Source organism: Rhizobium sp. BR 362, assembly GCF_036528765.1.
In the GTDB taxonomy this organism is placed as follows: Bacteria; Pseudomonadota; Alphaproteobacteria; order Rhizobiales; family Rhizobiaceae; genus Rhizobium.
In genome coordinates this window covers 17,144-37,666 of sequence record NZ_JARWGH010000006.1, presented here as the reverse complement: position 1 = coordinate 37,666, position 20,523 = coordinate 17,144, and the positions used below count along the sequence as shown (strand labels likewise).

Here is a 20,523-nt window from a genome sequence, read left to right as displayed (position 1 = left end):
GAGAAAGGCTCGTTTGACTCAACTCTTAAATGTGGGATGGAAAATTCCGGTAAATTCGCCGGACTCGTGGACGTTGCATCCCCGGCTTTCCCCAGCAGAGTTAAGATTCACTCACCGGAAAGCCGGTGTTTTGATCCTTCCGATTTAACTGACTGAATCTCAAACATATTTTTCATCGTAAAACTTCAGCGGTCATTTATGTCAGGTGAGAATTCACAGCCGGGAAATTGGAGAATTGTACAACCTGTGTTTACTGCCTGTTAAGGCTGACATGAGATTCAGTAGTTATTGCTCAAGTATTCATGTGGTAGCGGAGCCGGATTTGAAATGGACGATCAATATTCCGAATCTATTTCCCTGCCCGATATCCTGAACATCAGGAACATTTCCGAAATCTATCAAAGTATGACTTTGAAGTTTCGGGACAGCAAAATGCTTGTCCTCGAAGTCGCTGATGATGCGGAAGCTGATTTGAGCTTCGTGCAATTGGTCGAGTCGGCTCGGGCCGAGGCGAAGGCTTCCGGCAAAACACTTCGTCTTTCTTCTCCGGCCAGCGGTTCTGTTTTGAAAGTCTTGCAGAGGGGTGGGTTCATCGAGGCCTTTACGGCGGAGGACGCGCAATTCTGGCTCCATAAAGAGGTACATTCATGAGTGCGAAGATTTTGACTGTCGACGATTCCGCCAGCATCCGTCTGACGACCAAGGTGACGTTGACCAATGCCGGCTACGAAGTCACCGAGGCGGCGAACGGAGCCGAGGGCCTGGACAAGGCCAAGGCCGGGCAATTCGATCTCATCGTGACCGACCTCAACATGCCTGTCATGGACGGACTGACCATGATCGAGGAGCTGCGCAAGCTGCCGGCTCACATGGGCGTTCCGATCATCTTCCTGACGACCGAATCCGATGCCGATCTCAAGGCGCGGGCCAAGGCTGCCGGCGCCACCGGCTGGCTGACCAAGCCCTTCGATCCGGAAAATCTCGTCAAGATCGCCAGGAAGGTGCTGGGCAGATGAGCTCGATCGATCCAATCGCTGTCTTCCGTACCGAGGCTGCAGAATGCCTGGAGCAAATCGAGGCAGGCCTTTTGGATCTCACGCATCAGCTAGACGACAAGGCTTTGATCGACGCCGTGTTCCGCGGCCTTCATACACTGAAGGGCTCGGGCTCCATGTTCGGCTTCGATGCGCTCGCCGCCTTCACCCATCATTGCGAAACCGCCTTCGACCGCGTCCGCAAGGGCCAGGCGCCGGCAACGACCGAGCTCGTCGCTGCCGTTCTCGACGCTCAGGATCATATGCGCGCCCTCGTCGACGACCCCAATGGCAATCACGACGCCACCAGCCAGCGCCTTCTGGCGCAGTTGCAAGCAGCGGTCGGCGGCGGCGATGCTGCAAAGTCCGTTCATGCGGTTGCTGCCACCGCGCCTATTGTGGCGGACAAGCGCAAGACCTGGCGCATTCGCTTCAGCCTGCCGCAGAACGCGATGATCAACGGCACCAATCCGCTGGGATTGCTGGATGAGCTGCGCGATCTTGGCGAATGCCGTATCCTTGCCAATACCTCGGCCATTCCCCCACTGAGTGCGCTGGTACCGACGGAGCTGCATCTTTCCTGGGATGTGACTGTTACCACCGAGCAGCCGCGCTCAGCCATCGACGATGTCTTCATCTTCGTCATGGACGACATGCAGCTCGATGTCGAAGAAATCGATGGCAATGCGATTGTTGCAACGCCGGATGAGCCCGCCGTCTCGGCAGTTCCGCAGGTGGTCGCACCCGTCGCGGCGGCTGCTGCCGAGGTTGTGCCGGTCAAAAGGGAAGCGGCGGCAACGGCGGCGTCGGTTGCCGACCAACGGCAGGCCAAGGCTGCGGAAAGCGTCCGCGTTCCGGCCGAGCGCCTCGATGAACTCATGGATCGCGTCGGCGAGCTGGTCATCGCGCAATCGCGCCTCAGCCAGTTGGCGAGTGCCAGCGCCGATATCGGGCTGCGGTCGGTGTCCGAAGAGATCGAACGTCTGTCGGGCGAGCTGCGCGATACGATGATGGTGCTGCGCATGGTGCCGGTCGCCAGCCTCTTCAGCCGCTTCCGCCGCCTGGTGCATGATCTGGCACGAGAGACCGGCAAGGTCATCGAGCTGGTCACTGAAGGCGAGACGACCGAGGTCGACAAGACCGTGATCGAGCGGCTTGCCGATCCCCTGGTACATCTGGTGCGCAATTCCATTGACCATGGCCTTGAGCCGCCGGAAGAGCGCCTCGCTGCCGGCAAGGCCGAAGCCGGCACAATTACATTGTCGGCCCGGCAATCGGGCGGCGAGGTCATCATCTCGATCAATGACGACGGCCGCGGCATCAATCGCGAACGTGTCCGCGCCAAGGCGGAATCGTCGGGGCTGATTCAGCCGGGTCAGCAGCTCAGCGACGCCGAGCTTCTGCAGCTAATCTTTGCGCCCGGATTTTCGACGGCGGCGCAGATCACCAATCTTTCCGGCCGCGGCGTCGGCATGGATGTGGTGAAGCAGACGGTGGAAGCGCTGCGAGGCGCCATCGATATCGTCAGCAAGCCGGGGCAGGGGTCCGATGTATCGCTGCGCATTCCGCTGACGCTCGCCATCATCGACGGCCTGCTCGTGCGCGTTGGTGCCGGACGCTATGTCATTCCGCTGTCGGCGGTCGAGGAATGCCTGGAATTGTCGCTGGAAGAGGATCTGCGTTCGCGCGGCCGCAGCTTCATTTCGCTGCGCGACAGCCTTGTGCCGTTCCTGCGGTTGCGGGACGTATTCCGCACCGGCACCAAGCCGGATGTGCATCAGAAGGTCGTCGTTATCTCGACCGGTACGGAGCGGGTCGGCCTCGTCGTCGATCAGATCATTGGCGACCATCAGACCGTGATCAAATCCATGTCGAAGCTGCATAATGACGTAGCCCATTTCTCCGGGGCCACGATCCTCGGTGACGGCAGCGTCGCCCTCATTCTTGATGTCGTGCATCTGGTCGCAGCCGGCCAGCAACAGGAGGCGCATCTGCGTGCAGCGGGATGAGCGGAACAGCCATGAAATCCGACAATCTCTGGAATGGCACTCACTGGAATGAAAACGGCGAAGTCGAAGTTCTGACCTTCGATCTCGCCGGTGAAACCTTCGCCCTCGAGGCGGTCATGGTTCAGGAAATCCTGGACATTCTGCCGGAAACCGCCGTTCCCGGCAGCCAGCCTTTCGTGGGCAGCGTCATCAACTTTCGCGGCAAGGTGATCCCCCTTGCCGATCTCCGCCTCGCTTTCGGCATGGAAGCAGCGGAAGCGACTATCGATAGCCGTATCATCGTTATCGAACTTGACCTGCAGGATGAACCCACGCTCGTGGGTCTGCGGACCGACAGGGTGAATGAAGTCACCACACTTGCAAAAGCTTCCAGCGAAGCACCGCCTAGCGTGGGGATGCGTTGGCGTCCCGACTACATCAACTGCCTGGTCAAGCGCGGAGGGGAATTCATCATTCTCCCCAATCTGCAGGCGATTTTTTCCGCCCGGCAAAGCAAGGCGCTTTCCGCCTGAGCATCGCCGCGGCCGAATTTTCGAGGGAATCAAGACGATGCGTCTAACGATCAAAGCCAAGCTGGTGGGGGCGTTCGCCTTCATCATCCTCATGCTGATGGGCACGGCCGGCTACGGCATCATGAGCCTCAGCGCTTTCAACGACACCATCAGCAACGTGCTCGAAGGCCCTGTCGAGCGGCTGGAGTTGACACAGCAGGTCAACATCTGGCAGCTCCAAGTCATCCGTCAGCAGAAGAACCTTCTTGCGGCTCACAGCGATGATGAAATCAAGGCTTCGCTCGCTGCCGGCGACGTGGCACGCAAGCAACTCGCCGATACCCTCGCAGCCTTGGACAAGATCGCGACCGAAGAGAGCCGCGCTCGTTGGGACGCGGTAGAAGCGATCGCGGCGAAGTTCATCCAGGCCGACGACCAGATTCGGCAATTGCTGAAGGCAGGCGACAAGGAAGGGGCGACCAACATCTCGGTTACCGATGCCCGCAAGGCTGCCAACGACATCGACAATGCTCTTGACGCTCTGCTCGCCACCGAGAAGCAGAAAATGAAGGAAGCCGATGATGGCGCCGACGTGCAATATGCCGGCACCCGCCTCGCCATGCTGGTCGCCGCAGGTGTGGCGCTACTGATCGCCGCCGCAACCGCTTTTTGGATCGCAAGCACGATCAGCAAGGGCCTTACCCGCGCCAATACCGTCGTTCGAGAGGTTTCCGAGGGCGATCTGACGAAGACGGCTGAGATCACCAATCATGACGAAATCGGTGAATTGCTCGGCAACGTCAATGTCATGATCGAACGCCTGCGCGGCGTCGTTGCCGATGCCCTGGGTGCGGCCGACAACGTCTCCTCGGGCAGCCAGGAACTCTCGGCAAGCTCCGAGCAGGTGTCGCAGGGCGCGACCGAACAGGCGGCTTCCGCCGAAGAGGCCTCGGCGTCGATGGAGCAGATGGCGGCCAACATCAAGCAGAACGCCGACAATGCCGCCCAGACGGAAAAGATCGCCCGTCAGTCGGCCAAGGATGCGGAAGCAAGCGGCGATGCGGTGACCCGCGCCGTCAGCGCCATGCGCACGATTGCCGAGAAGATCGGCATCGTGCAGGAAATCGCCCGCCAGACCGACCTGCTCGCTCTGAATGCGGCTGTGGAAGCGGCGCGTGCTGGCGAACATGGCAAGGGCTTTGCGGTCGTCGCCTCAGAAGTGCGCAAGCTTGCCGAACGCAGCCAGTCGGCCGCTGCCGAGATCAGCTCGATGTCGAGCGATACGGTCAAGGCTGCCGCTGAAGCCGGCGAGATGCTCGGCCGCCTGGTGCCGGACATCCGCAAGACCGCCGAACTGGTCTCCGAGATCAGCGCCGCCTGCCGTGAGCAGGATATTGGTGCCGCACAGATCAACGAGGCGATCCAGCAGCTCGACAAGGTGACGCAGCAAAATGCCGGTGCTTCGGAAGAAATGTCGGCCACTTCGGAAGAGCTGGCGGCTCAGGCCGAAGAGCTGCAAGCCTCCATCGCCTTCTTCAAGGTCGATACTGCAGGCAGCAAAGTCACCGCCAGGAAGTCGCCCACCAAGGCAGTTCAGAAGGCTGTCGCTGCGCCGCTTGCCAACCGCCGTGGCACGCCTGCCGCTCCCGCGCAGACCGTCGCTGCCCAGCAGGCGCGTGCCAAGGGCTTTGCCCTTGATCTCTCCATGGGCGGCCCGGATGCCGGCGATGCGGATTTCCGCGAAAGCGCCTGAGCGCGGGCTCCGATGACCTCAGCCGGGACCGCCGTGGTCCCGGCGTTCTGATATCCCCAACGTGTGTATGCGTTGGCGTCGTGGTTCCTGAGATGTCCGGTGACGGGGAGGTGAATGGATCGCTTTCCCCCGTTCGAAGGCTCTTTTTATCGGTACGACGCTGTCAAGCGGTGACGCCGTTCCGCAATACCATTTTGCCTCTTTATCTCTGGGGGATAGGACAAATGCGCTTCTCCATCAAACTGAAACTAGGTCTCGCCTTCGGCACAATGACGCTGCTTTTGATCGGCATCGCGGTCTATGGCAGCATCAGTCTTGGGCACCTCAACGATGCCAGCAACGGAATGACCGAAGGCCCTGTCAAACAGTTGCAACGTGCGCTCGACGCCAACATCGCAGCGGTTGAAGCCATTCGGGCGCAGAAAGATGCACTGATTGCCAATGGCGATGCAGAAACTGCCTTCTACAAGGAATCCAGCGCTGAGCTCGATACCATGTTCTCGCAAGCCCAGGACGGTCTCGCTATCGCGACAGTGGAAGGCAAACCCCTCTGGGAGAAATTGATATCGCTGGGCCAGACCTTCCGCCAGCGCTCCACCGAGCTGCAGGGCCTTGAGGCCAAAGGCGATCACGCCGGTGCCGAGGCGCTTTCGGACGGTGAGTTGAGCGACCTCAGCAAACAGATGACGGGCGCGATCAATAGTCTCGTCGACATTCAGAAAAAGGCACTGGCGGATACGGATGCGGCCAATGACCGGCTCTATGAAGACACTCTGATGGTCCTGGCTGCCGTCTCCGCCATCGCGTTGATCATCGCATTGAGCGCTGCCCTCTGGATTACGCTCGGGATCAATCGCGGTTTGGCCAAGGTATCTGACATTGCCAAAGCGGTGGCCATCGGCGATCTCAATCAGAAGGTCGAGGTCAAGACGAATGACGAGATCAAGGATCTCATCGAGACCGTCAATGTCATGACCTCGAACCTGCGCGCCACCGCCGACGTGGCGGACCGGATCGCGATGGGCGATCTCTCCGTTGCCGTGAAGCCGCTCTCCGACAAGGACGTTCTCGGTCTCGCCATGCAGAGCATGGTCGCCAATCTGCGCGCCACCTCCGATATCGCGACGAAGATTTCCGACGGAGACCTTACGGTCACGCCGATGCCGCTTTCCGACAAGGATGTCCTCGGTCTGGCGCTGGAGCAGATGGTGGAACGCCTGAGGGGCGTCGTTGCCGATGCGCTGGGCGCGGCCGACAACGTCTCCTCGGGCAGCCAGGAACTCTCGGCAAGCTCTGAGCAGGTGTCGCAGGGCGCGACCGAACAGGCAGCTTCGGCCGAAGAAGCCTCGGCGTCGATGGAGCAGATGGCGGCCAACATCAAGCAGAACGCCGACAATGCCGCCCAGACGGAAAAGATCGCCCGTCAGTCGGCCAAGGATGCGGAAGCGAGCGGCGATGCGGTGACCCGCGCCGTCAGCGCCATGCGCACCATTGCCGAGAAGATCGGCATCGTGCAGGAGATCGCCCGCCAGACGGACCTGCTCGCTCTGAACGCGGCTGTGGAAGCGGCCCGTGCCGGCGAACATGGCAAGGGCTTTGCGGTCGTCGCCTCGGAAGTGCGCAAGCTTGCCGAACGCAGCCAGTCGGCCGCTGCCGAGATCAGCTCGATGTCGAGCGACACCGTCAAGGCTGCTGCCGAAGCCGGCGAGATGCTCGGCCGCCTGGTGCCGGACATTCGCAAGACCGCCGAACTGGTCTCCGAGATCAGCGCTGCCTGCCGCGAGCAGGATATCGGTGCTGCCCAGATCAACGAAGCGATCCAGCAGCTCGACAAGGTGACGCAGCAAAATGCCGGCGCTTCGGAGGAAATGTCGGCCACTTCGGAAGAGCTGGCGGCTCAGGCCGAAGAGCTGCAAGCTTCTATCGCCTTCTTCAAGGTCGATACTGCAGGCAGCAAAGTCACCGCCAGGAAGTCGCCCACCAAGGCAGTTCAGAAGGCTGTCGCTGCGCCGCTTGCCAACCGCCGTGGCACGCCTGCCGCTCCCGCGCAGACCGTCGCTGCCCAGCAGGCGCGTGCCAAGGGCTTTGCTCTCGATCTCTCTATGGGCGGCCCGGACGAAGGCGACCTCGAATTCAAGGAAAGTGCATGACCATGGCTATACCCGCTCCGGAAGCGCAATTCGTCACCTTCAGTCTCGGCGAGGAAGTCTTTGCCGTACCTGTCGAAGTGGTCCGTGAAATCCTCGATTATGCCGAGGCCTTCAAGATTCCGAACGGGCCGGATTACCTGCTCGGCCTGCGCGATGTGCGAGGGCAGGGCGTGCCGACCATCGATCTGCGGCTGAAGCTTGGTCTCTCCAAGACCGTCCCGACCCCGCATACCCGCGTGCTGGTGCTGGATATTCCGATGGAGGCCAAGGTGCTGACGCTCGGACTCGTCGCCGACCGCGTCTTCGAGGTGACGCCCTTCCGGCGCGACCAGATCGAAGCGGCGCCCGATATCGGCGTGCGCTGGCGTTCCGACTACATCGCCGGCGTCGTGCGTCGGGAGAACGGCTTCGTCGTCATTGTCGATCTCGCCCGCTTGCTGTCGCGGGAAGACACAGTCGCGCTCGATCCGAATCGCGCCGGTCATGCCGCATAGGAATTCGCAAGGGAGTGGATGGATGGGAACGGCCGTCGTTCAGGAGAGCCAAATCATCGGTGATCGCATCAGCAAGCGGAATTTCGAGAAACTGGCGCGTTTCATCTATGACTACAGCGGCATCAAGATGCCATCGACGAAACTGACGATGCTGGAGGGACGGCTACGGCGGCGCCTGCGCGCCACCAGCATCACATCCTTCGACGACTACTGCGATTTCCTGTTCAATCATGGCGGCCTGGAACAGGAGTCGGTCTATCTCATCGATGCGGTCACGACCAACAAGACCGATTTCTTCCGCGAAGCCAAACACTTCGAATTCATGCAGACCGCGGCTTTGCCGATGCTGATGCGCGCCGGCCACCGCCGTCTGCGCGGGTGGAGTGCCGCCTGCTCGACCGGGGCGGAGCCCTATTCCATGGCGATGGTGATGGAGGAGTTCTCCGAAAGCGAAGGTGGTATCGATTACGCGATCCTGGCGACCGATCTCAGCACCGATGTGCTGCACTCGGCCAGAAGCGGCATCTACACGGATGATATGGTCTTGCCGGTTCCGGCCGAACTCAAGCGCAAATATGTCATGACCGCCAAAGCGCAGGACAGGCGGGAGGTGCGCATCACGCCGCGGCTGCGCTCGAAGATCGGCTTTGGCCGGATGAACCTGATGGATGAGAAATATCAGGTGGGCGATGCGATGCACATCATCTTCTGCCGCAATGTCCTCATCTATTTCGATAAGCAGACGCAGGCCGGCGTTCTCTCGCGTCTTTGCGATTGTCTCGTCTCCGGCGGCTATATGTTCATCGGCCACTCGGAATCGATCACCGGCTTTGATCTACCGCTGAAACAGGTCTCCAACACGGTCTTCCAGCGAATCTAGGGCAGGTCGTCATGCCAAAGAAAATCCGCGTCCTGATCATCGATGACTCCGCCAGCGTGCGTCAGACGCTTGCAGCGCTTTTGTCTGACGACCCCGAGCTCGAGGTCATGGGGGTGGCGAACGATCCCTTCATGGCAGCACGCAGGATCCACGAGGAAGTGCCCGACGTCATTACGCTGGATGTGGAGATGCCACGCATGGATGGCATCACCTTTCTGCGCAAACTGATGTCACAGAGGCCGATCCCGGTCGTGATGTGCTCGTCTCTGACGGAAGCGGGTTCGGAGACGCTGCTGCAGGCGTTGGAAGCCGGCGCGGTGGACATCATCCAAAAACCTCGGATCGGCGCTGCCGACTATCTCGCCGAGGAGGCGATGCGCATCCGCGAGGTGGTTAGGAGCGCATCGCATGCCAGGATGCCGAATGTCCGGCGCGCCGAAGCGCGGTCGGCATCCGCTTCGGGACCGGCCAAGAAGCTGACGGCCGACGCCATGCTGCCGCCGCCGACCGGCCGCGCCATGGCGAAGACGACGGAAATGGTCGTCTGTGTCGGCGCCTCGACGGGTGGCACCGAAGCGCTGCGCGAGATGCTGGAAGCGCTGCCCGCCAATGCGCCGGGCATGGTCATCGTCCAGCACATGCCGGAAAAATTTACCGCCGCCTTCGCCAAGCGGCTGAACAGCCTCTGTGAAGTCGAGGTCAAGGAAGCGGTCGATGGCGATCCCGTTCTGCGCGGTCATGTGCTGATCGCCCCCGGTGACAATCACATGCTGCTGGAGCGGCAGGGTGCGCGCTACCACGTGGCTGTCAAGACCGGGCCGCTGGTTTCGCGCCATCGGCCTTCCGTCGATGTCCTCTTCCGCTCGGCGGCGCGGGCGGCTGGATCGAATGCCATGGGCATCATCATGACCGGCATGGGCGATGACGGGGCGCGCGGCATGTTCGAGATGAAGCAGGCCGGCGCCTATACGGTTGCCCAGGACGAGGCGACCTCCGTCGTTTTCGGCATGCCGAAAGAGGCGATCGCCCGCGGCGGCGTCGATCGTGTCGTGCCACTGGAGCAGATCGCCCGTGAGATCCTGATGGCGCAGCAGAAATTCTAGGCTGGATGACCGCCGTCGATCATCAGTGCCGAGCTGATGAGGAAGTCCGGCTGATGAGAAAACCAGGCCTTCCGACTCGCTGTACTTGAAATTCGCCCGATTTTGTGGTCTTGAGGCCGCCAATCTTTATTGCGCTGCCGATCCCGCTCCGCCGGGGCCTGCCTCCAGGTCCGGTCAGTGCCTTCTATATTATCCAAGGAAGCCCGATGGCCCGCTCTGCTCTTCTCAATGTCATGGTTCAGGCTGCCCTCAAGGCAGGCAAGTCGCTCAGCCGCGATTTCGGCGAAGTGCAGAACCTGCAGGTTTCGGTGAAGGGACCGGGCGATTTCGTCAGCCAGGCCGATCTCAAAGCGCAGAAGATCATTCATGACGAGCTGCTGAAAGCGCGGCCGACCTATGGCTTCCTCGGGGAGGAAAGCGAAGAGATCAAGGGCACCGACGGCGCGCATCGCTGGATCGTCGATCCCCTCGACGGCACGACCAATTTCCTGCACGGCATTCCGTTCTTCTCCATCTCGATCGCGCTGGAGCGCAATGGCGAGATCGTCGGCGGCGTCGTCTTCAATCCGGCGACGGACGAGCTTTACACTGCCGAGCGCGGCGGCGGCGCCTTCCTCAATGACCGTCGCCTGCGCGTCGCCTCGCGCCGCGTGCTGTCCGATTGCGTCATCGGCTGCGGCGTTCCGCATCTGGGCCGCGGCAATCACGGCAAGTTCCTGGTCGAGCTGCGCCATGTCATGGGCGAAGTCGCGGGCATCCGCCGCCTCGGTTCCGCAGCACTCGATATCGCCTATGTCGCCGCCGGCCGTTTCGACGGCTTCTGGGAAGTGGGCTTGTCCCCCTGGGATATGGCGGCCGGCATCCTGCTGGTGCGCGAAGCCGGCGGTTTCGTCTCTGATCTGGACGGCGGCACCGATATGATCGGTAACGGCTCGATTATCTGCGGTAACGAGCATATTCAAAAGGCGCTGGCCGAGGTCATCAAACGGCCTATCCCGACGAAATAAGGGTCGCCTTTCAGCGATTGCCTGCGGCAAAACAGGCTGTTGCCAACGGATTGTTTTGTGTTTTCCGTCTCTTCAATTCGGCACAATGTTGCTCTAGTCTCCGGGGCGGAGAATGCGGAGGCGAAGTGTGCGATGGAAAATGTAAATCTGGGGGATCTGGGGTCGACCGACAATGTGTCGGGCAACTATACCTACAAGCTCTCCAGCCCGATGGCCTTCTTTTGGACGATGATCCTTTTCCTGGTCATCGTCGGTTTTATCGTAGCGATCCTGTTTCGCCAGGCTCAAGTCGCCTTCCTGCATAATCCCGGCCTGAACGGATTGATCCTTGGGGTGCTTGCCGTCGGCATCCTGCTGGTCTTCAATCACGTCCTGATGCTCAGGCCGGAAGTTCGCTGGTTCAACCATTTCCGCGCCGTTGGCAACGCTGCCGACAAGGTCGGCCGCAATCCGCGGCTTCTGGCGCCGATGCGGGCGCTGATCGGCAACCGTCGCGCCATGCAATTGTCGACGGCGACGCTACGCTCGATCCTCGATTCCATAGCCACCCGCCTGGACGAGTCGCGCGACACGTCGCGCTATCTCATCGGCCTGCTCGTCTTCCTCGGCCTGCTCGGCACCTTCTGGGGTCTGATCGGCACGATTGGCTCGATCAACGATGTCATCCAGAGCCTCGATGTCGGTTCGGGCGATACCGGCGACATTCTCGGCGCGCTCAAGACCGGCCTCTCCGGCCCGCTGGTCGGCATGGGCACTGCGTTCTCCTCCTCGCTGCTCGGCCTTTCCGGCTCGCTGATCCTCGGGTTTCTCGATCTTCAGGCCGGCCGCGCGCAGAACCGCTTCTACACCGAACTGGAAAACTGGCTTTCGTCCGTGACCGACGTCGGCTCCGATATCGCTCCCGTGATCGAAGGCGCCAGCGGCGCATCCTCCGAGGATGTGCGGGTGCTTTCGGAATATCTGCGCAAGATCGCCGAAGAGGGCGGCGGCGGTCAGCGTTCGGTGACGGCGATGGCGAACCTCGCCGAGGGCATTCAAGGCCTGGTCAAGAACATGCGCAACGAACAGCAGATGCTGCGCGACTGGATCGAGGCCCAACAGGAAGAAGCGAAATCGATGCGCCGCACGCTCGATCGCCTCGCCGACCGCATCAGCCACACCGAGAAGACCGGGAGCAAGTAAATCATGGCGCTCGCGCGAAACAGTCGCCATAAGAGAACGGTGGACTACTGGCCGGGGTTCGTCGATGCGCTCTCCACGCTGCTGATGGCGATCATGTTCCTGCTGACGGTGTTTGTCGTCGGACAGTTCATCCTGAGCCGTGAAATCTCCGGCCGCGACGAGGTGCTGAACCGACTCAACAGCCAGATCAACGAATTGACGCAGGCATTGGCGCTCGAAAAGAGCGGCAAGCAGGATCTCGAGGATTCCATCGCCAATCTGCAGGCGTCGCTTTCGGTGGCAGAGGGCGACCGCTCGCGTCTGCAGGCGCTGCTGGACGCCGGCTCCGGCAATAGCCAGGCCGCGCAACAGCGCGTGGGCACGCTGACGCAGCAGCTTGACGAGCAGAAGCAGGCGAGTGCCCGCGCGCTCAGCCAGGTCGATCTTCTCAACCAGCAGATTGCCGCACTGCGCAGCCAGATCGCCGCCGTCGAGGCCGCCTTGCAGGCGTCTGAGGAGAAGGATCAGACGTCGCAGGTGAAAATCGCCGACCTCGGCCGACGGCTGAATGTAGCGCTGGCGCAGCGCGTGCAGGAACTCAACCGTTATCGGTCCGACTTCTTCGGGCGCTTGCGCGAAATCCTCTCCGATCGCGACAATATCCGCATCGTCGGCGACCGCTTCGTCTTCCAGTCGGAAGTGCTGTTCCCTTCCGGCGCGGCTGATCTCAATCCGGACGGCCAGGCGGAGATGGTCAAGCTTGCCGCTGCGCTGATCGATCTTTCCAAGGAAATTCCGCCCGAGATCAACTGGGTGCTGCGTGTCGACGGTCACACAGACAATGTGCCGCTCTCGGGAAGCGGCCGCTATCCTGACAACTGGGCACTATCGTCGGCCCGCGCCATCGCCGTGGTCAAGTTCCTGATTGCCCATGGCGTTCCTGCGGACCGGCTCGTCGCCGCCGGCTTCGGAGAGTTCCAGCCGATCGCTCCGGGCGATACGCCGGAGGCCCGCGCCACCAACCGCCGCATCGAGCTGAAGCTGACGGAGAAGTAACCGTCAGTTTCTATCGGTCAGAATGGTATCGAGGCGCGCCTGCAAGAATTCGCGGACGGCGGAACTGTCGCTAAGCCCGATCGCTGTGCGGTAGGCCGCAGCGGCGTTCTCCGCTTCTCCGGCTTCAGCAAGCAGATGGGCGCGGACGGCCCAATAAGGTTGGTAGCTCAGAATATCGCGCTCAGCCAACTGGTTCAGTCTATGCAATCCGGCCGAAGTCCCGTGTGTGTGGCCGATAACGGCGGCCTGGCTGACGCGGGCGCCGACGGTCGGCTTCATCAGCACGAGTGCTTCATAGAGCTTTGCAAGCGCCGTCCAGTCCGTCACTCCGGAGCGCCGGCGTTCGCAATGGACGGATTGGATGGCCGCCTGGCATTGGAATGGACCGAAGCGGTCGAAAGCGCCGGCCTGCCGCAGCAAGCCGTCGGCTTCGGCCATCATGATGGCGTTCCAGCGCGCGGTATCCTGTTCGGCGAGCGGCACATAGCGGCCATTCGCATTCCGCCGGGCGGTGCGGCGCGCTTCACAATAAAGCATCAGGGACAACAAGCCCGCCACCTCCGGCTCCTGCGGCATGGTGGCGAGCAGGGCGCGGCCGAGCCAGATGGCTTCGTCTGCCAAGGAGTTGCGCTTGCCATCTTCGCCATCGAGCCCATCCCAGCCAAGGCCGTAGGCGGCATAGATTGCCGAGAGCACGCCCGTCAGGCGCTCCGGCAATACGGAGCGGTCGGGAACAGTAAAAGGAATATGCGCCTCGCGGATCTTGGTCTTTGCCCGAACCAGCCGCTGGCTCATCGTCTCCGGCGAGACGATGAAGGCCTGGGCCATGGTCCTGGCATCTATGCCGAGAACCGCCTGCAGCATCAGCGGCGTATGGACGGACCGGTCGATCGCCGGATGCGTGCAGGTAAACAGCAGTTTCAGCCGCTCGTCGGGGAAGGTCGGGCCATCGGCATTCATGCGCTCCTCCGCCTCCTCGAAGGCCAGAGTGATCGTCTCGCGGGCGGCGGCTTTGACGTTTGCATGCCTTGCAGCGCCATAAAGATTGCGCCGCGCCGCGACCAACAGCCAGGCCTCGGGATTGTCTGGAATGCCGCGAACCGGCCAAGCACTCAGAGCGGCGGCAAGCGCGTCTGACAGCGCATCCTCCGCGGCCGGGACATCGCCCGAGCGCGCCGCAAGGAAGGCGATCAACTTGCCGTAGGATTGGCGCGCCACCCGTTCCGTGGCGCGTCCAACGTCATGGTTCATGACCATCTCACATCTGCAGGCGCGGCCGTACTTCGACGGATCCCTGCTGGGAGATCGGCACGCGCACCGCCCATTCCAGAGCCGCGTCGAGATTGGGGACATCGATCAGATAGAAGCCGCCGAGCTGCTCCTTGCCTTCCGGGAAAGGACCGTCCTGCACATCGTGGTCTTCGCCGCGGCGGCGGACAACCGTTGCGGTTTCCGGCTGGGTCAATCCGGCGCCGCCGGTCATGATGCCGGCCTGGACGAGCGCCTGGGTATAGGCGATCCAGCCGTTCCTATAGGCGGGATCTTCGCGCCGCTTAAAATCCTCGGCCGATTCACGGATGATCAAGGCATATTGCATGGGGAAACTCCTGCTCGCTATGTTGGCGGTAAGCCGGACTGGACGCTGCATCTAAGAAGCAAATGCCAAGATGTGCAACGCCGACGGCGAAACGGCTTCATGCCCGTTCCGATACTATGAGGCGCGAGGAAGGCCGATTTCGACAGGCCGGAGCAGATTTTTTCAAAATTTTTTTAGCGAAAGTACTGAAACGGCCGGCGCACCAGGCGGCGGCCGGCCGTAGAAAGCTGTGCGGCAGATGCCAGACGAAAGGTCTTATGCGGCGGCGGTCTGGTCGTCGGTGGCAGCGCCGCCGACATGTGCCTTGATCGATTCAATGGCATGCAGGGCGGAAGCCTTCGCCTTATAGCCTTCGGAGACGAACATGGTTTCGCCGTTGGAGGCCTTGAACCGGAAGCGGAATTCGCCAGCCTTGTCCTTGTAGACTTCAAATTTATACATGGTCCCGTCTCCTAGAATCGCGTCAGCGCGAGATAACAGCAGAAATCTAGCTCAACTTTAGAGCTATTTCCACCAGTTGTAACCGGCTGACTTATTTGACGGCAAGCATGCGATCCTCGATACCGGCGTCGAATTGCAGCCGCGCCAGCTTGGCGTAGATGCCGCCGTGATGGATGAGGCTCTGATGCGTGCCTTCCTCGATGATGCGGCCCTGATCGAGCACGAGGATGCGGTCGGCCTTGAGAACCGTTGCCAGGCGATGGGCGATGACGAGGGTGGTGCGTGTTTCCATCAGGCCATCGAGTGCCTTCTGCACCAGCGTCTCGCTCTCTGCGTCGAGCGCCGATGTTGCTTCGTCGAGCAGCAGGATCGGCGCATTCTTGAGGATGGCGCGGGCAATGGCGATGCGCTGGCGCTGGCCGCCGGAAAGGGTGATGCCGCGCTCGCCCACCTGAGTGTCATAACCCTTGTCCAGGCGCGAGATGAATTCATCCGCCTGGGCGGCGATTGCCGCGGCGCGGACCTCGTCGCGGGAGGCTCCCGGGCGGCCGAAGGCAATGTTGTCGTGGATCGAGGCGGCGAAAATGGTCGTGTCCTGCGGCACAATAGCGATGCGGTCACGCAGGTCATCGGGCAAGACGCGGCTGATATCGATGCCGTCGACGGAGACGCTACCCTGCTGCGGATCATAGAAGCGCAGGAGGAGCGAGAAGACCGTGCTTTTGCCGGCGCCGGAAGGGCCGACGATCGCCACCGTCTCGCCAGGCTTGACGGAAAGCGACAGGCCATGCAGCGCCGATTTGCCCGGCCGCGACGGATAGGAGAAATGCACGTCGGAAAATTCCACCCGGCCCTGCGGCGGCTGGGGAAGGGGTAGGGGATCGGCGGGGACGGCGATCGGCGAAACTTCAGCCAGAAGTTCGCCCAAGCGATCGGCGGCACCGGCAGCTTGCGACAGCTCGCCCCAGACTTCCGACAGCGAGCCGAGCGATGTGCCGGCGATCACGGAGTAAAGGAGGAACTGACCAAGCGTTCCCGCCGACATCGTTCCGGCCAGAACATTCTGCGCGCCGACCCAAAGCACGGCGACGATGCTGCCGAACACCATGGTGATGGCAAAGCCGGTCAGCAGCGAGCGGGATTTGATTGCAGCGCGCGCGGCCTGATAGGCATCCTCGACCGCTGCGCCATACCGCCGCGCTGCCGCCGCTTCGCCGTTGAAGGCCTGGATGGTGCGGTTGGCAGCGATGGTTTCGTTGGCATAGGCGGACGCGTTGGCGAGCGTATCCTGGGCTGCGCGTGAGCGCTTGCGCACAGAGCGGCCGAAGCTGACAAGCGGCAGCACGATGATCGGGATGGCAATCAGCACGATGCTCGACAGCTTAGGGCTGGTAACGATCATCATGGCGACAGCGCCGAGACAGAGAATGAGATTGCGCAGCGCTACCGAAGCCGTTGCACCGACGGCGGACTTGATCTGCGTGGTGTCGGCCGTCAGCCGCGAGACGATCTCGCCGGATTGATTGACATCGAAGAAGGAGGGCGACAGCCGCGTCACATGATCGAAGACCTCGCGGCGCATATCCGAGACGATGCGCTCACCGATGGTGATCACGAAATAATAGCGTAGCGCGCTTGCGACCGCGAGGACGACGGCCATAACCATGATCGCGGCGAAATAGCTGTCGATGAGGCCGCGATCGGATTGATCGAAGCCATGGTCGATCATGCGCCGGACGGCGAGCGGCAAAGCGAGAGAAGTGACGGCAGCAACGGTCAAGGCGATCAGCGCGCCCAACACCATGCCGCGATAGCGCCTGAGATAGGGTGCCAGGCGCCGAAGCGGCCGAATGGATCTGCGTTTTTTGTCGTCTGTCTGGCCCGTCTCTGACAAGTCGTCTCCAATCCCCATATCAGCAAGGGACTTCGCTCTTTCGCCCCTTGTTATCCTTGCTGCCTTCATGTATAGGCACGCCATCTTAATTGGAAGCCGTGGCCTCAATCGGACTGCGGCTTCATTTATTCAATCGGTTCGGTTGCCGCAATGGCTTGCGACAAATGGACCCTGGCATGACAGGAAGATTGTTATGAAGGCCAACATCCATCCCGAATACCACACGATCAAGGTGGTCATGACCGACGGCACCGAATACGAAACCCGCTCGACCTGGGGTTCGGAAGGCGCTGTCATGAACCTCGAAATCGACAGCAAGTCTCACCCGGCCTGGACCGGCGGCAACCAGCAGCTCATGGACCGCGGCGGCCGCGTTTCCAAGTTCAACAAGCGCTTCGGCGGCCTCGGCATCTAATCGCTTCGCGATCTGGTAGTTTGAAAAAAAGCCCGGTTTTGCCGGGCTTTTTTGCTTTGAATGCAGAGGTTCGGCGTCTCATCGCATCCGACGCAGGTAGTCGGCGCGATCGAACGGATTTGCGCCGGCGCGCGGGCGCAACCGCTGGGGGCCGGTCAGCGGCGCATAGTGGTCGAAGGAATGATCCAGGACACCCGCTCCGGCGGACAAGCCGGGCAACTGCCTTTGAATATTCTGGATCATGGCCGATGCCACAGTACCTTCCAGGCGGGCCAGCCCACCGTCGATCAGCGTTTTTTTCATCGATGCGCCGGATTTTGCGAGCAGGCTATGCACGCCGGCCAATGCCGTTGCCGATATCTCGATGTCAAAATGCTCGATGGGCTCGCATATGAACGTGCGTGCGGATGAAAGGGCGGCCGCCAGCACCAACGGGGTCAGCTTGCGAAAATCCGCCGCTGTAGTGGCTGGCGAGCTTTGACGCGCCGACGTCATGGCGACATGGCAATCGATAACCTGCCAACCGTAAGGGCCTTCCTTGAGCGTTTCGAAAACCGCCTCCTCGACTGCGCGATAGAAGCTCGCGGGCATCTGCCCCACGTCCACTTCTAAGGCAAAGCTGTTGCCGGTGCCTTCCGGTCGGGGCTCGATACGCAGTCCGACCGTCGCCAGAAACGGATTGGGTTCTTTGAATATCTGCTCAAGTCCGCTCCCAATTCCGACCAGCCTCTCGACATAGATGACGGTGCTTTCCTCGAAGGCGATGTCGAGGCCGAACTCGTTTAAAAGGATGGCCTGGATGATCTCCTTCTGCACCTCGCCATAAAGGGAGACGTATATTTCGCCGCTTTCGTCATTGGTGCGCAAATTGATGAGCGGATCCTGCTCTGCGAGCTGACCGAGGGCGACCCAGAGCGCCGCGTTTTCGGAGGGGCGCATCGGGCGGACGCGCGTTTCCAGCGTGGGCGGAGCAAAGTGGCGAAGATCGCCCGCCCCAGTCGCGGTGCCCACCCAATCTCCGATGCGGGCCTTGGCGAGCCCGCCGATCTTGGCGATTTGTCCCGCCATCATATGCGTGACCTTGTCTGTGCGACCGTCTCGGAAGAGCTGGATGCTGCTGATCTTTGCCGGGCCGCTCGGGAGCTCGAGGTCCTCGCGAACTGCAATCGCGCCTGATGCGAGATGGAGATAGGCGAGCTTCTCTCCACCCCATCCGCGTTCGACCTTGAAGACGTTCCCGGAGACCGGCCCATCAGGGTTCGGTCCGCGGCTCGGAAGCAAGGTCTCGATGGCCGCGATTAGGGCAGGAATGCCGAGGCCCCGCGTGGCCGCGCCGGCAAATGCCGGATGGACCAGAGATTTTGCCACCTGATCGACAAGGGCGCGCTCCAGTCTTTGTCTCGTCAGGCGGTCGGATGCCAGGACATAATCCTTCAGCAGAGTCTCATCGTTCACCGCAAGTGCTTCGCACAGGCGCGAGAAGTGAGGATCGCTTTCACTATCTAGGGCTTCTACAGCGGCGAGTCTGCTGCCGATATTGCTAATCGTCGACATCGCAACGGGGCGAACCGACAACTGGCTCGAAATTTCCTCGAGAACTTCATCGTAGCGTGCGCCAAGGCGATCGACCTTGTTGATGAAGAACACGAAGGGGATGCCGAGGCGGCGCAATGCCCTAACGAGCACGCGGGTCTGCGATTGCACGCCCTCGACCGCCGAAACGACGACCACGGCCGCATCGAGCAATTGCAGAATCCGCTCGACCTCAGCAATGAAGTCCGGATGGCCGGGTGTATCGATGAGGTTTACCACCACATCGCCGATGGTGAAGGAAACCACCGCCGCGGCGATGGTGATGCCGCGTTGTCTTTCGACTTCGAGACTATCGGTCTGCGTATTGCCGGCGTCGACACTGCCAAGCTCGTCGATTGCGCCGGTGTCGAAAAGGAGTCGTTCGGTAAGGCTAGTTTTGCCCGCGTCTACATGGGCGAGAATGCCCAAATTCAATGTGCGCATGGTCCATCATCTTCTCAGAATTTCGGATGTGATTTTCGTGAGAAGTGAGTCGGCGCATTGGGACCTCCACGCATATCTGATGTCGGCTTGCCAGTTTCTCCACTTGGGACAAACTGCTGCCATTTCTACAGATGTTTCCTAAAATCCGTCAAGCTCGCCCAGTTTGCTACCTTGAGCTTAGCCCTCGAGCAGGCACGAAAAAAATCGAACCGGCCGTGCAAAACACGACCGGTTCTATTGTCAGTTCTAAACTATCGAAATTCAGTGATTGCCAAATGCCGTCTGCAGCAGGGTGAGTTGTGCTTTGACGCTGTTCTGATTGTCTGGAACGATCGGCGCTTCCGTCGGGCGGTAGATTTCGCGGTCGAGCAGGGCGACGCGGTTCTGAAGGCGCAGGGAGCGTTCGACGAGGTCACGGAAGGCTTCCGGAAGGTCGCTCCAGCCGGGTGCGCTGCGATCGACGTTGAAGCCGTCGAGACGAACCTTGTTCTTTTCGGCGAGCACCTGATCGCGGGACATTTCGCCGTTATTGACCGCGCGCTGCAGCAGCAGCCAGGAGGCCATCTGCATCAAGCGGGTGGTCAGCCGCATGGATTCAGCGGCATAGAGCACGGAGGCCATGCGCGGCAGAACCTTGGAGGCCGCGCGGCCCTGGCCGTCAAGATAGCTCGCGGTTTCCTCGACCAGCGACATGCCTTCGGAATAGAGCGTCCTGAACTGCGCCGACGAAGCTGCGTGGCCAGCAAAGCTGATCGTGTTCAAACCAAGTTCCGACATCGAAGTAATCCCTGCTTCACGCAACACTTTTGTTCAGGAAAAGCCGCTTAAGTCCGGAAGAACTCTCGGCGTCCGCTCTTATGACTTCAAGATGGTGGTTTTAACTGAAATTCGCAAGGCGATTCTTAAGAAAGGGTTAATCTCCACAGTTTCCTCGGGCGCGCCGCATCGAGGCGAAAAAGAAGAGCCGCAAAAGCGGCTCTCAAGGTAAAACAGGGAGAAAAATCAGACCAATTCGCCAAGTG

General features: G+C 60.9%; 19 protein-coding genes. 13 read left to right on the top strand and 6 right to left on the bottom strand.

Features of this window, described 5'->3' with window-relative positions:
- Positions 1–327 precede the first annotated feature (327 nt).
- From QDY28_RS10680 to QDY28_RS10625, 12 genes are all read left to right on the top strand, one after another.
- Positions 328–651, top strand: coding sequence for a hypothetical protein (locus tag QDY28_RS10680; RefSeq protein ID WP_331381658.1), 324 nt, complete (start codon positions 328–330; stop codon positions 649–651).
- The gene (locus QDY28_RS10675) at positions 648–1,016 is read left to right on the top strand and encodes a response regulator (protein ID WP_331381657.1); all 369 of its coding nucleotides are present in this window, start codon (positions 648–650) and stop codon (positions 1,014–1,016) included. The genes QDY28_RS10680 and QDY28_RS10675 overlap by 4 nt, the downstream gene beginning before the upstream one ends.
- Positions 1,013–3,043 (top strand): chemotaxis protein CheA, encoded by a 2,031-nt coding sequence (locus QDY28_RS10670; RefSeq protein ID WP_331381656.1) that lies wholly within the window; start codon positions 1,013–1,015, stop codon positions 3,041–3,043. Before QDY28_RS10675 ends, QDY28_RS10670 begins: the two co-directional genes overlap by 4 nt.
- Before the next feature lie 11 nt (positions 3,044–3,054).
- Positions 3,055–3,555 (top strand): chemotaxis protein CheW, encoded by a 501-nt coding sequence (locus tag QDY28_RS10665; protein ID WP_331381655.1) that lies wholly within the window; start codon positions 3,055–3,057, stop codon positions 3,553–3,555.
- 37 nt (positions 3,556–3,592) lie between these two features.
- Positions 3,593–5,287, top strand: a complete 1,695-nt coding sequence (locus QDY28_RS10660) for a methyl-accepting chemotaxis protein (RefSeq protein WP_331381654.1) — start codon at positions 3,593–3,595, stop codon at positions 5,285–5,287.
- 224 nt (positions 5,288–5,511) lie between these two features.
- Positions 5,512–7,437, top strand: a complete 1,926-nt coding sequence (locus tag QDY28_RS10655; RefSeq protein WP_331381653.1) for a methyl-accepting chemotaxis protein — start codon at positions 5,512–5,514, stop codon at positions 7,435–7,437.
- 2 nt (positions 7,438–7,439) lie between these two features.
- Positions 7,440–7,931: a chemotaxis protein CheW gene (locus tag QDY28_RS10650; protein ID WP_442967505.1), complete on the top strand. Its 492-nt coding sequence runs from the start codon at positions 7,440–7,442 to the stop codon at positions 7,929–7,931.
- Between the two features lie 22 nt (positions 7,932–7,953).
- Entirely contained in the window at positions 7,954–8,811 is an 858-nt protein-coding gene (locus QDY28_RS10645; protein WP_331381651.1) for a CheR family methyltransferase, read from the top strand.
- An 11-nt stretch (positions 8,812–8,822) separates the two neighbouring features.
- On the top strand, positions 8,823–9,914 hold the full coding sequence (locus QDY28_RS10640) for a protein-glutamate methylesterase/protein-glutamine glutaminase (RefSeq protein WP_331381650.1): 1,092 nt from the start codon (positions 8,823–8,825) through the stop codon (positions 9,912–9,914).
- A gap of 206 nt (positions 9,915–10,120) precedes the next feature.
- A complete protein-coding gene (locus QDY28_RS10635; protein WP_331381649.1) occupies positions 10,121–10,921 on the top strand; it encodes an inositol monophosphatase family protein in 801 nt (266 codons plus the stop codon).
- 132 nt (positions 10,922–11,053) lie between these two features.
- A complete protein-coding gene (locus tag QDY28_RS10630; RefSeq protein ID WP_331381648.1) occupies positions 11,054–12,103 on the top strand; it encodes a flagellar motor protein MotA in 1,050 nt (349 codons plus the stop codon).
- A 3-nt stretch (positions 12,104–12,106) separates the two neighbouring features.
- Positions 12,107–13,138: a peptidoglycan -binding protein gene (locus QDY28_RS10625; RefSeq protein WP_331381647.1), complete on the top strand. Its 1,032-nt coding sequence runs from the start codon at positions 12,107–12,109 to the stop codon at positions 13,136–13,138.
- Positions 13,139–13,141: 3 nt separating this feature from the next.
- On the opposite strand, the gene QDY28_RS10620 is transcribed toward QDY28_RS10625, so the two are convergent.
- The 4 genes from QDY28_RS10620 to QDY28_RS10605 all read right to left on the bottom strand — a co-directional run bounded on the left by QDY28_RS10620 (position 13,142) and on the right by QDY28_RS10605 (position 17,088).
- Entirely contained in the window at positions 13,142–14,389 is a 1,248-nt protein-coding gene (locus tag QDY28_RS10620; protein ID WP_331381646.1) for an RNA polymerase sigma factor, read from the bottom strand.
- A 7-nt stretch (positions 14,390–14,396) separates the two neighbouring features.
- Positions 14,397–14,735, bottom strand: a complete 339-nt coding sequence (locus QDY28_RS10615; RefSeq protein ID WP_331381645.1) for a YciI family protein — start codon at positions 14,733–14,735, stop codon at positions 14,397–14,399.
- 255 nt (positions 14,736–14,990) lie between these two features.
- Positions 14,991–15,176, bottom strand: coding sequence for a YegP family protein (locus QDY28_RS10610; protein WP_028754608.1), 186 nt, complete (start codon positions 15,174–15,176; stop codon positions 14,991–14,993).
- Between the two features lie 91 nt (positions 15,177–15,267).
- Positions 15,268–17,088 carry an ABC transporter transmembrane domain-containing protein gene (locus QDY28_RS10605; protein WP_442967501.1) on the bottom strand — a complete coding sequence of 607 codons (1,821 nt, stop codon included), beginning with the start codon at positions 17,086–17,088 and terminating at the stop codon, positions 15,268–15,270.
- Between the two features lie 175 nt (positions 17,089–17,263).
- Between QDY28_RS10605 and rpmE the strand changes: the two genes are divergently transcribed.
- Positions 17,264–17,485 (top strand): 50S ribosomal protein L31, encoded by a 222-nt coding sequence (rpmE, locus tag QDY28_RS10600; protein WP_028754606.1) that lies wholly within the window; start codon positions 17,264–17,266, stop codon positions 17,483–17,485.
- A 78-nt stretch (positions 17,486–17,563) separates the two neighbouring features.
- Here rpmE and QDY28_RS10595 read toward each other — a convergent pair whose 3' ends face one another.
- Together QDY28_RS10595 and rcdA are read right to left on the bottom strand one after the other, a co-directional pair.
- Positions 17,564–19,501 carry a translation factor GTPase family protein gene (locus tag QDY28_RS10595; protein WP_331381643.1) on the bottom strand — a complete coding sequence of 646 codons (1,938 nt, stop codon included), beginning with the start codon at positions 19,499–19,501 and terminating at the stop codon, positions 17,564–17,566.
- Positions 19,502–19,762: 261 nt separating this feature from the next.
- Positions 19,763–20,278, bottom strand: coding sequence for a protease adaptor protein RcdA (gene rcdA, locus QDY28_RS10590; RefSeq protein WP_331381642.1), 516 nt, complete (start codon positions 20,276–20,278; stop codon positions 19,763–19,765).
- Positions 20,279–20,523: the final 245 nt, after the last annotated feature.

Coding starts and splice junctions, on each gene's coding strand:
- QDY28_RS10630 (WP_331381648.1), top strand. CDS start 11,054: ATGGAAAATGTAAATCTGGGGGATCTGGGGTCGACCGACAATGTGTCG.
- QDY28_RS10625 (WP_331381647.1), top strand. CDS start 12,107: ATGGCGCTCGCGCGAAACAGTCGCCATAAGAGAACGGTGGACTACTGG.
- QDY28_RS10605 (WP_442967501.1), bottom strand. CDS start 17,088: ATGGGGATTGGAGACGACTTGTCAGAGACGGGCCAGACAGACGACAAA.
- QDY28_RS10670 (WP_331381656.1), top strand. CDS start 1,013: ATGAGCTCGATCGATCCAATCGCTGTCTTCCGTACCGAGGCTGCAGAA.
- QDY28_RS10595 (WP_331381643.1), bottom strand. CDS start 19,501: ATGCGCACATTGAATTTGGGCATTCTCGCCCATGTAGACGCGGGCAAA.
- QDY28_RS10645 (WP_331381651.1), top strand. CDS start 7,954: ATGGGAACGGCCGTCGTTCAGGAGAGCCAAATCATCGGTGATCGCATC.
- QDY28_RS10660 (WP_331381654.1), top strand. CDS start 3,593: ATGCGTCTAACGATCAAAGCCAAGCTGGTGGGGGCGTTCGCCTTCATC.
- QDY28_RS10610 (WP_028754608.1), bottom strand. CDS start 15,176: ATGTATAAATTTGAAGTCTACAAGGACAAGGCTGGCGAATTCCGCTTC.
- QDY28_RS10655 (WP_331381653.1), top strand. CDS start 5,512: ATGCGCTTCTCCATCAAACTGAAACTAGGTCTCGCCTTCGGCACAATG.
- QDY28_RS10640 (WP_331381650.1), top strand. CDS start 8,823: ATGCCAAAGAAAATCCGCGTCCTGATCATCGATGACTCCGCCAGCGTG.
- rpmE (WP_028754606.1), top strand. CDS start 17,264: ATGAAGGCCAACATCCATCCCGAATACCACACGATCAAGGTGGTCATG.
- QDY28_RS10615 (WP_331381645.1), bottom strand. CDS start 14,735: ATGCAATATGCCTTGATCATCCGTGAATCGGCCGAGGATTTTAAGCGG.
- QDY28_RS10620 (WP_331381646.1), bottom strand. CDS start 14,389: ATGAACCATGACGTTGGACGCGCCACGGAACGGGTGGCGCGCCAATCC.
- QDY28_RS10680 (WP_331381658.1), top strand. CDS start 328: ATGGACGATCAATATTCCGAATCTATTTCCCTGCCCGATATCCTGAAC.
- QDY28_RS10665 (WP_331381655.1), top strand. CDS start 3,055: ATGAAATCCGACAATCTCTGGAATGGCACTCACTGGAATGAAAACGGC.
- rcdA (WP_331381642.1), bottom strand. CDS start 20,278: ATGTCGGAACTTGGTTTGAACACGATCAGCTTTGCTGGCCACGCAGCT.
- QDY28_RS10635 (WP_331381649.1), top strand. CDS start 10,121: ATGGCCCGCTCTGCTCTTCTCAATGTCATGGTTCAGGCTGCCCTCAAG.
- QDY28_RS10675 (WP_331381657.1), top strand. CDS start 648: ATGAGTGCGAAGATTTTGACTGTCGACGATTCCGCCAGCATCCGTCTG.
- QDY28_RS10650 (WP_442967505.1), top strand. CDS start 7,440: ATGGCTATACCCGCTCCGGAAGCGCAATTCGTCACCTTCAGTCTCGGC.